Genomic DNA, 6,979 nt, shown 5'->3' on the forward strand with positions numbered 1-6,979 from the left:
GCGCCGAGCGCATTGGCGCCGGGTTCCTCTCCGGCGCGGTCTGTTACCGTGGTTCGGTAGTGACGCGCGAAAACACGGTTCCCGGTATTGGTTAGTCCGGGCGGGGCTTGCGCTCTCAGCACACCGGTTCCCGGTAGTGCCCGGTGCGTCTCTTTCTCTCGTGATCTTTCTGAGAAAGGGACCTCTGTGTCTGACTTTCCCGTGGACGGCGTCGCCGTCCGCACCCCCGTTCCCGCCGCCCGGGATCAGGTCGCCCGCGCACCGTACCGGTGGCGCTGGGTCGCTCTGTGGGTGTTGCTCGCCGCCGAGGCGATGGACATGCTGGACGCGTTGATCGCCAATGTCGCGGCACCGTCGATCCGGGCCGACCTGGGCGGCGGCGCCGCCACGGTGCAGTGGCTGGGAGCCGCGTACGCGTTGGCGATGGCGGTGGGCCTGATCACCGGCGGTCGCCTCGGTGACATCGTGGGCCGCAAGCGGATGTTCCTGATCGGCGCGCTCGGCTTCACCGCCGCGTCCCTGCTCTGCGCGGTGTCCTGGTCACCGGGGATGCTGATCGGCGCACGCGGGTTCCAGGGCCTGTTCGGCGCGGTGATGATCCCGCAAGGCCTGGGCATCATCAAGGAGATGTTCGACGGGCCGGAGATCGGCCGGGCGTTCGGTCTGTTCGGCCCGGTGATGGCCCTGTCGACGGTGGGCGGCCCGGTCCTGGCCGGCGCTCTGGTCGACGCCGACCTCTTCGGCTCCGGCTGGCGCATGATCTTCCTGATCAACCTGCCGCTCGGCCTGCTCGCCCTGCTGGGCGGCTGGAAGTTCTTGCCGGAGTCACGCTCCACGCAGCGCCCCCGGCTCGATCTGGCGGGCGCCGGGCTGGCCTCGCTGGCCGCGTTGCTGCTGGTGCTGCCACTGGTCCAGGGGCGTGAACTGGGCTGGCCCACCTGGACGTTCGTGTCGATGGCGGCCGGGATCGGGCTGTTCGTGGTCTTCGGCCGGTACGAGGCCCGACTGGCCGGGGCGGGCGGCGATCCGCTCGTGGTGCCGGGCCTGTTCCGCAAGCGGGCTTTCTCCGGGGGTCTGGTGACCGGTGCGGTGTTCTTCGCGGCGGTGGCCGGCTTCTCGCTTGTGCTCAGCTTGTTCCTGCAGTCCGGCCTCGGTCTCACACCGCTGCGGGCGGGGCTGGCGAGCCTGCCCTGGTCGCTGGGGATGGTGCTCGGCTTCGCCGCGATCCAGGTCGCCGAACGGTTCGGCGCCGTCGAGCGGTTCGGCCGCCGGGTCATCCAGGCCGGAATCATGGTCATGGCCCTGGGCGTCGCCACCCTCGCCGTCACCCTGAACGCGGCCGGTACGGGTATGACGGCGTGGCACCTCGCCCCGGCGCTGATCGTCACCGGCCTGGGCACGGGCCTGGTCATGGGACCGTTCTTCGACACCGTGCTCGGTGCCGTCGAACCGCACGAGAGCGGCTCGGCCTCCGGGACCATCACCGCCGTCCAGCAGCTCGGCGGCGCGCTGGGCGTCGCGGTCCTGGGCACCGTGTTCTTCGGCGCACTCGGCGGGCGGATCGCCGGCGCCGCCGACCAGGACGCAGGGACCGTCGTGGTGGCCGGCTACAGCGCGACCCTGCAGATCACGCTGTGGGCCGGGGCCGGACTGCTCGCAGCGGCGCTCGCGGCCTCGTACCTGTTGCCCCGTCCCGTCCTCGCCCGGGAACCCCGAACGCGGGACGACGGGTAGGCCCCGGAACGCCCTCGGGCTCCTGGTCGGCGCTCCGACGTACTGTCGGTGTCATCGGTGTCGGTGGGTGCGGCTAGCGTGAGCGCAGGTGGGCAGTTGGGCTGATACCGGGGGGACCGATGGAGAAGGTGCCGGACCACGGCCGGACCGTGCGGAACGGTTCGCTCGCGATGATCGGCCTGGGGGTCCTGCTGTTCGTCCTCAGCCTGGTCTACCTGATACCGCACGACATGGGGGTGACGTCGGCTCTCCGCAGCCGCGGCGTCCACGTGTCGGCGGTCGTCACCGACTGCACCGAAGTGAGCGCGCCGCAGGACAACCCGGCGGGCAACGCCCACTGCCGGGTGCGGTTCACGACGTCCGAGGGGGCGCCCGTCGAGACCCAACTCGCCTACGTCACCGACACCGTCAAGGCCCACGACACCGTGACGGCGGTGTACGACCCCAGGCACACCGACACCGCCGCCCTTGCTTCGAGCATCGGTTTCTGGAACTCGCTGGGCCGGAACGTGCTCGATGTGGTCGCACTGGTCGCGTCCGTCGTCATGACCCTGCTGGGCCTCGCGGTCCATCTCGCGTACCGCCGGCTCACCCGGGCGCGCAGACGGCCCACCGCTCTTTAGGCGGTGAGCCGTTGAGGGGGAAGTCGATCAGACCTCGGCGGTGGCGGCGAAGGCGACGAACGCCTGCCAGGCGGCGGGGGTGAAGGTGTGGTGGGGACCGGAGGGTCCCCCTGGCACGAAGCGTTCCTCAGACTCGCCTGCTGCGTGATCACCTACCGGCGCGTGTGGCGTGCACGGAGCCGAGCAGGCTGAGTGCCTCGGCGCTGGGGCTGCCGTGTTCGGCATGGTAGATGATCAACTGCTGGCCGGGGGCGTCCCGCACGTCGAATGCGTGGTGGGTGAGGGTCATGCCGCCGACGTCCGGGTGGTGGAGGTGCTTGTGTTCGCGGGTCTTGCCGCGCACGGTGTGGGTGTTCCACAGCCGGGCGAAGTCCTTGCTGCGCGTGCTGAGTTCGCCGACGAGAGCCCGTAGGCGCGGACCGCCAGGGTCGACGCCGGACGCCTGGCGCAGGTGCCCCACCACCGTCTCTGCCGTCCGCTCCCATCGGGGGTGGAACGGCCGACCCGCCGGGTCGAGGAAGACCATGCGGGCCAGGTTGTCCATCGCTTCGAAGGGGGAGTACAGGGCCTCGGCCAGGGCGTTGGCGGCCAGGATGTCCAGGATCGGGTTGATGACGAACGCCGGAGTGCCGGGGTAGCCGTCCAGCAGGACGCGCAGGGCGGGGGCGACCTGGTCGGTGGCGGCGACGGGCCGCTGGGACGGTGCGGTTCCGGACAGTTGGTGAAGGTGCGCCTGGGCATCGGTGTCCAGCAGCAGCGCGCGGCTGAGCGCGTCCACCACCTGCGCGGACGGGTGGCGTTCACGGCCCTGTTCCAGCCGGGTGTAGTAGTCCGCGTTCACCCCTGCCAGCACGGCGACTTCTTCGCGGCGCAGCCCGGCGACCCTGCGCACGCCGTGGCTCGGCATCCCGACCTCGTCCGGTCGCACGGCCGCACGGCGCGCCCGCAGGAACTCACCCAGCTGGTTGTCGGTCATGTGCCCAGGCTAGGCCGTGGGCCCGGTGTGCCGCCTGGGTGTACCGCACCCAGGCAGCACACGGCCTGGGCCGCCCGGAACACCTCGCCCAGACTCGGTGCCCTACCGAGAGACAAGGGGCAGTCATGCCGGACCAGACGATCAAGGTCGTAGCGATCACCGGTGCCAGCAGTGGGATCGGCGAGGCGACCGCCCGCCGGCTCGCCGCCGACGGCCACCGCCTGTTCCTGGGAGCACGGCGCACCGATCGCCTGGACCGACTCGTCGCGGAGATCACCGCCGCGGGCGGCACGGCGGCGGCCCGGCGCCTGGACGTGACCGAGGCCGCCGACGTGCGGGACTTCGTCGCAGCGGCCGAAGAGCGGTACGGCCGCGTGGACGTGATGGTCAACAACGCCGGGATGATGCCGTTGTCGCCGCTGGAGGCGCTCAGGACGGAGGAGTGGGACCGCATGATCGACGTGAACCTGCGGGGTGTCCTGCACGGTATCTCCGCCGCCTTGCCCGTGATGCGCGCCCGAGGTGGCGGGCACATCGTGAACATCGCCTCCGTCGGCGCGTACGAGGTCTCTCCCACCGCTGCCGTGTACTGCGCCACCAAGTTCGCGGTCCGTGCGATCTCCGAGGGCCTGCGTCAGGAGTCCGCCGGTGACGTCCGGGTCACGCTGGTCTCGCCGGGTGTCACGGAGTCCGAACTCGCCGACGGCATCGCGGACCCGGCCGCCCGGGCGGCCATGCGGACGTACCGCGCCGTGGCCCTGCCGGCCTCCGCGATCGCGGACGCCGTCGCCTACGCGATCTCCCAGCCGCCGTACGTCGACGTGAACGAGATCGTCGTTCGACCTGCGGCGAGCGCCCAGTGACGGAAGGAACCGGAATGCTGCACACCCCCGCTCTCGACGACCTGGCGCGCAGAATACGTGGCCTGGAGGACCGGGACGCCCTGCACGCCCTCATGATCCGCGGCTGGCGGGCACTGGACCGCAAGGACTGGCGAACCTGGTCCGCCTGTTGGGCCGAAGACGCCGTGCTGGAGTTCGGGCCCTGGCAGCGAACCCAGGGGAGGGAGGCCATCCGCGCGAAGGTGGAGGAGGCCGAGTCGGCCTACACGAGCATCCAGCACCACATCCTCAACATGCACGTGGACGTGGCGGGCGACCGGGCGACCGGCATCGGGTACATGTGGTTCGTCGCCGTCACCGCTCCGGGGAGGACCTCTGCCCCCTACTCCATGGGCGGTCCCTACGACTGGGAGTTCCGCCGTGACGGGGACGGATGGCTCTTGACCCGGCAGCGGCTCGGGGTCTTGTGGACCGACGGCGAGGACACCCTGCGAGCCTTCGAACCGGAGTGACCGGAACTACGTTGATCAGGCCTCGGCGGTGGCGGCGAAGGCGACGAACGCCTGCCAGGCGGCGGGGGTGAAGGTGTGGTGGGGGCCGGAGGCGTCCTTGGAATCGCGGACGAGGACGGCCTCGGTCGTCTCGGCGACCTCGATGCACTGGCCGCCCTCGTTGCTGCTGTGGCTGCTCTTGTGCCAGGCGACCTCGACGCATTCGCCGCCTTCGTTACCGCTGTGGCTGCTCTTGAACCAGACGAGTTCGCTGCTCACTGCTCCCCCTAAATCCGGGATGGCGCGGTCAGCTTGACGGTACGCCAACGGCCCGCCGCCCGGTAGGCGGTGGGCCGTTGGGAGGACGTTGATCAGACCTCGGCGGTCGCGGCGAATGCCACGAACGCCTGCCAGGCGGCCGGCTCGAAGGCCAGCTGAGGGCCGCTCTTGTCCTTGGAGTCACGCACGTGGATGACAGCAGGCGTCTCGGCGACCTCGACGCAGGTTGTGCCCTCGTTGCCGCTGTAGCTGCTCTTGAACCACGCCAGCTCGGACATGCTCACCGCTCTCCCAGGATCTTCTCGATCAGGGCCAGGGACTCCCTCATGCCGAGCGCCTGCGCCCTGATGCTGCTGTACCGTGCGGCCATAATACGGACCTCTTCCGGGTCCGTGATCAGCCGATTGACGTGCTGCACCTCGCAGAACGCAATCTGCGACCGGCCCTTGGGGGTGAGGAGGGTGAACGAGCCGCCCATGCCCGCGTGCTCCATTCGATCCAGCGGCATCACCTGGAGTTCGAGGCCGCGGATCCGGCCGATCTTCAGCAGGTGGCGAAGCTGCTCCTCGTGAACGTCCCACCCGCCCATGGGGCGCCGCAGTGCGCTCTCATCGATCACCCAGCTGATCATCGGAAGCGGTGACCGAGTCAGGATCTCTTGCCGCTTCATGCGTGCCGCCACCCACTTTTCGACGGAGTCATCGGTAAGGGTTGGTTTCCGCATCTGGTATAGCGCTCGCGCGTGGGCCTCTGTCTGCACTAGGCCTGGGATGTCCAACGTGCAGTAGTCGTGAATCTCCAGAGCGTGCGCTTCTTCGGTCGTGTACGGCTTCGACCACGCCGGGTGCCGCTCACTCACGCGGATCTTCGCCTTCATGACATCCGGGGCGATCGCCTTCAGCGCGCCGCCCGCTCCGACGAGGTCGTCAACCACCGTCAGGTACTCGACTCTCGGGGTCCGCTTGCCGCGTTCGACCGCGCCGACTTGGTCCTCGCTGTAACCGGCCATCTTGGCCAGCTCCTTCTGCGTGATCCCGGCCCGCTCGCGGAAGTGCTTGATCAGCTTTCCCACCGCAGCGTAGAGCTCAGAGACCCCCTCGGACCCCTCCGGCAGATCGCCGTCCTCGAAGACCGTTCCCTCGACACCCATCGCAGCCACCCCATCCTGACTTGCCGCGTTTTCGATCGGTTAATCCGGGGTCGGCCGGACAGGCCCACCCTCCGCATCCGTACAGGCACTCTTAGTGCTTGTCGAATCCGTGGTCAGCGTACGTCCGTGCCGTCACGATTTTTTCCATGACGACCGACATCCCCCTCGACAGTCCCCGCCGTCACACCATCACCCTCGCCGCCACCCCCAAGGGCGCCGCCATCTGCCGGCGCATCGCCAGGCGTCAACTCACCACCTGGGGGCTGAACTTGTCCCACACCGAGCCGTACTACTCGGCTCTCCTGATCGTCGCGGAGCTCGCCGCTAACGCGACTACCCATGGCCGCGTTCCGGGGCGCGGCTTCGAGCTTCACCTCTGTCTCACCACCACCGTGCGCCGGGGCACAACCTTGCGCATCGAGATCTCGGACTGCCGGGGCGACCGCTTCCCGGCTCTGCCCGCCGTCCTCGCCCCCAACTCCCAGTCCGGGCGCGGCCTCACCCTCATCGACGCCCTCGCCGACCGCTGGGGCACCATCCCCCGCCACCCCAACGCGAAGACCGTCTGGGCCGAACTCGACCTCCCCATCACCCTCGATGCGTCCTGAACCCCGCCATAGTCCGGGCAGCGCGACGCTCTGCACCCTCCTCCCGTTCGTCCTCCTGCTCGCGCTTCTCGCCTGGATCCACCCCCTCACCGCGCACCACCCCCCGAACCGCCACCCCCGCCCCGTCTCCACCTCCACCCCAACCACCCCGTAAAGCAAGAGGAGTGGGGAGTGGGGCCCCCCGCCGTACCACACCACACCGCCCCGGGGGGGGGGGGGGCGTTGTGGGATTAAAAAATAACCACGCGCCAGGCCGCGAACCCGGGATGGTTGGGG

The 6,979-nt window shown here is 69.7% G+C and carries 10 protein-coding genes; 5 read left to right on the forward strand and 5 right to left on the reverse strand.

What is annotated here, in order from left to right; translation table 11 throughout:
• The first annotated feature begins 186 nt into the window (after window positions 1-186).
• On the forward strand, window positions 187-1,734 hold the full coding sequence (locus ACFWPT_RS00225; protein WP_380478323.1) for an MFS transporter: 1,548 nt from the start codon (window positions 187-189) through the stop codon (window positions 1,732-1,734).
• A gap of 119 nt (window positions 1,735-1,853) precedes the next feature.
• Entirely contained in the window at window positions 1,854-2,357 is a 504-nt protein-coding gene (locus ACFWPT_RS00230; RefSeq protein ID WP_380478325.1) for a DUF3592 domain-containing protein, read from the forward strand.
• Between the two features lie 27 nt (window positions 2,358-2,384).
• On the opposite strand, the gene ACFWPT_RS00235 is transcribed toward ACFWPT_RS00230, so the two are convergent.
• Together ACFWPT_RS00235 and ACFWPT_RS00240 are read right to left on the reverse strand one after the other, a co-directional pair.
• Complete coding sequence (locus ACFWPT_RS00235) at window positions 2,385-2,474, reverse strand: DUF397 domain-containing protein (protein ID WP_380368846.1); 90 nt, start codon at window positions 2,472-2,474, stop codon at window positions 2,385-2,387.
• 31 nt (window positions 2,475-2,505) lie between these two features.
• Entirely contained in the window at window positions 2,506-3,333 is an 828-nt protein-coding gene (locus ACFWPT_RS00240) for a helix-turn-helix transcriptional regulator (RefSeq protein ID WP_380478327.1), read from the reverse strand.
• Between the two features lie 125 nt (window positions 3,334-3,458).
• Here ACFWPT_RS00240 and ACFWPT_RS00245 point away from each other — a divergent pair, with 125 nt between their 5' ends.
• Together ACFWPT_RS00245 and ACFWPT_RS00250 are read left to right on the forward strand one after the other, a co-directional pair.
• Window positions 3,459-4,196, forward strand: coding sequence for an SDR family oxidoreductase (locus tag ACFWPT_RS00245; RefSeq protein ID WP_380478329.1), 738 nt, complete (start codon window positions 3,459-3,461; stop codon window positions 4,194-4,196).
• 14 nt (window positions 4,197-4,210) lie between these two features.
• Window positions 4,211-4,687, forward strand: a complete 477-nt coding sequence (locus ACFWPT_RS00250; RefSeq protein WP_380368853.1) for a nuclear transport factor 2 family protein — start codon at window positions 4,211-4,213, stop codon at window positions 4,685-4,687.
• Between the two features lie 15 nt (window positions 4,688-4,702).
• Here the strand turns inward: ACFWPT_RS00250 and ACFWPT_RS00255 are convergent, their stop codons facing one another.
• From ACFWPT_RS00255 to ACFWPT_RS00265, 3 genes are all read right to left on the reverse strand, one after another.
• Entirely contained in the window at window positions 4,703-4,945 is a 243-nt protein-coding gene (locus ACFWPT_RS00255; RefSeq protein ID WP_380478331.1) for a DUF397 domain-containing protein, read from the reverse strand.
• Between the two features lie 92 nt (window positions 4,946-5,037).
• Entirely contained in the window at window positions 5,038-5,223 is a 186-nt protein-coding gene (locus ACFWPT_RS00260) for a DUF397 domain-containing protein (protein WP_380335907.1), read from the reverse strand.
• 2 nt (window positions 5,224-5,225) lie between these two features.
• A complete protein-coding gene (locus ACFWPT_RS00265) occupies window positions 5,226-6,095 on the reverse strand; it encodes a Scr1 family TA system antitoxin-like transcriptional regulator (RefSeq protein WP_380423769.1) in 870 nt (289 codons plus the stop codon).
• A gap of 146 nt (window positions 6,096-6,241) precedes the next feature.
• On the opposite strand from ACFWPT_RS00265, the gene ACFWPT_RS00270 reads away from it, so the two are divergent.
• On the forward strand, window positions 6,242-6,703 hold the full coding sequence (locus ACFWPT_RS00270; RefSeq protein WP_380423768.1) for an ATP-binding protein: 462 nt from the start codon (window positions 6,242-6,244) through the stop codon (window positions 6,701-6,703).
• Window positions 6,704-6,979: the final 276 nt, after the last annotated feature.

It is taken from the genome of Kitasatospora sp. NPDC058478, from assembly GCF_042720345.1.
Classification (GTDB): Bacteria; Actinomycetota; Actinomycetes; order Streptomycetales; family Streptomycetaceae; genus Kitasatospora.

Excerpts from the sequence above, each read along its gene's own strand:
- ACFWPT_RS00230 (WP_380478325.1), top strand. The coding sequence starts at position 1,854 with ATGGAGAAGGTGCCGGACCACGGCCGGACCGTGCGGAACGGTTCGCTC.
- ACFWPT_RS00240 (WP_380478327.1), bottom strand. The coding sequence starts at position 3,333 with ATGACCGACAACCAGCTGGGTGAGTTCCTGCGGGCGCGCCGTGCGGCC.
- ACFWPT_RS00245 (WP_380478329.1), top strand. The coding sequence starts at position 3,459 with ATGCCGGACCAGACGATCAAGGTCGTAGCGATCACCGGTGCCAGCAGT.
- ACFWPT_RS00250 (WP_380368853.1), top strand. The coding sequence starts at position 4,211 with ATGCTGCACACCCCCGCTCTCGACGACCTGGCGCGCAGAATACGTGGC.
- ACFWPT_RS00260 (WP_380335907.1), bottom strand. The coding sequence starts at position 5,223 with ATGTCCGAGCTGGCGTGGTTCAAGAGCAGCTACAGCGGCAACGAGGGC.
- ACFWPT_RS00265 (WP_380423769.1), bottom strand. The coding sequence starts at position 6,095 with ATGGGTGTCGAGGGAACGGTCTTCGAGGACGGCGATCTGCCGGAGGGG.
- ACFWPT_RS00270 (WP_380423768.1), top strand. The coding sequence starts at position 6,242 with ATGACGACCGACATCCCCCTCGACAGTCCCCGCCGTCACACCATCACC.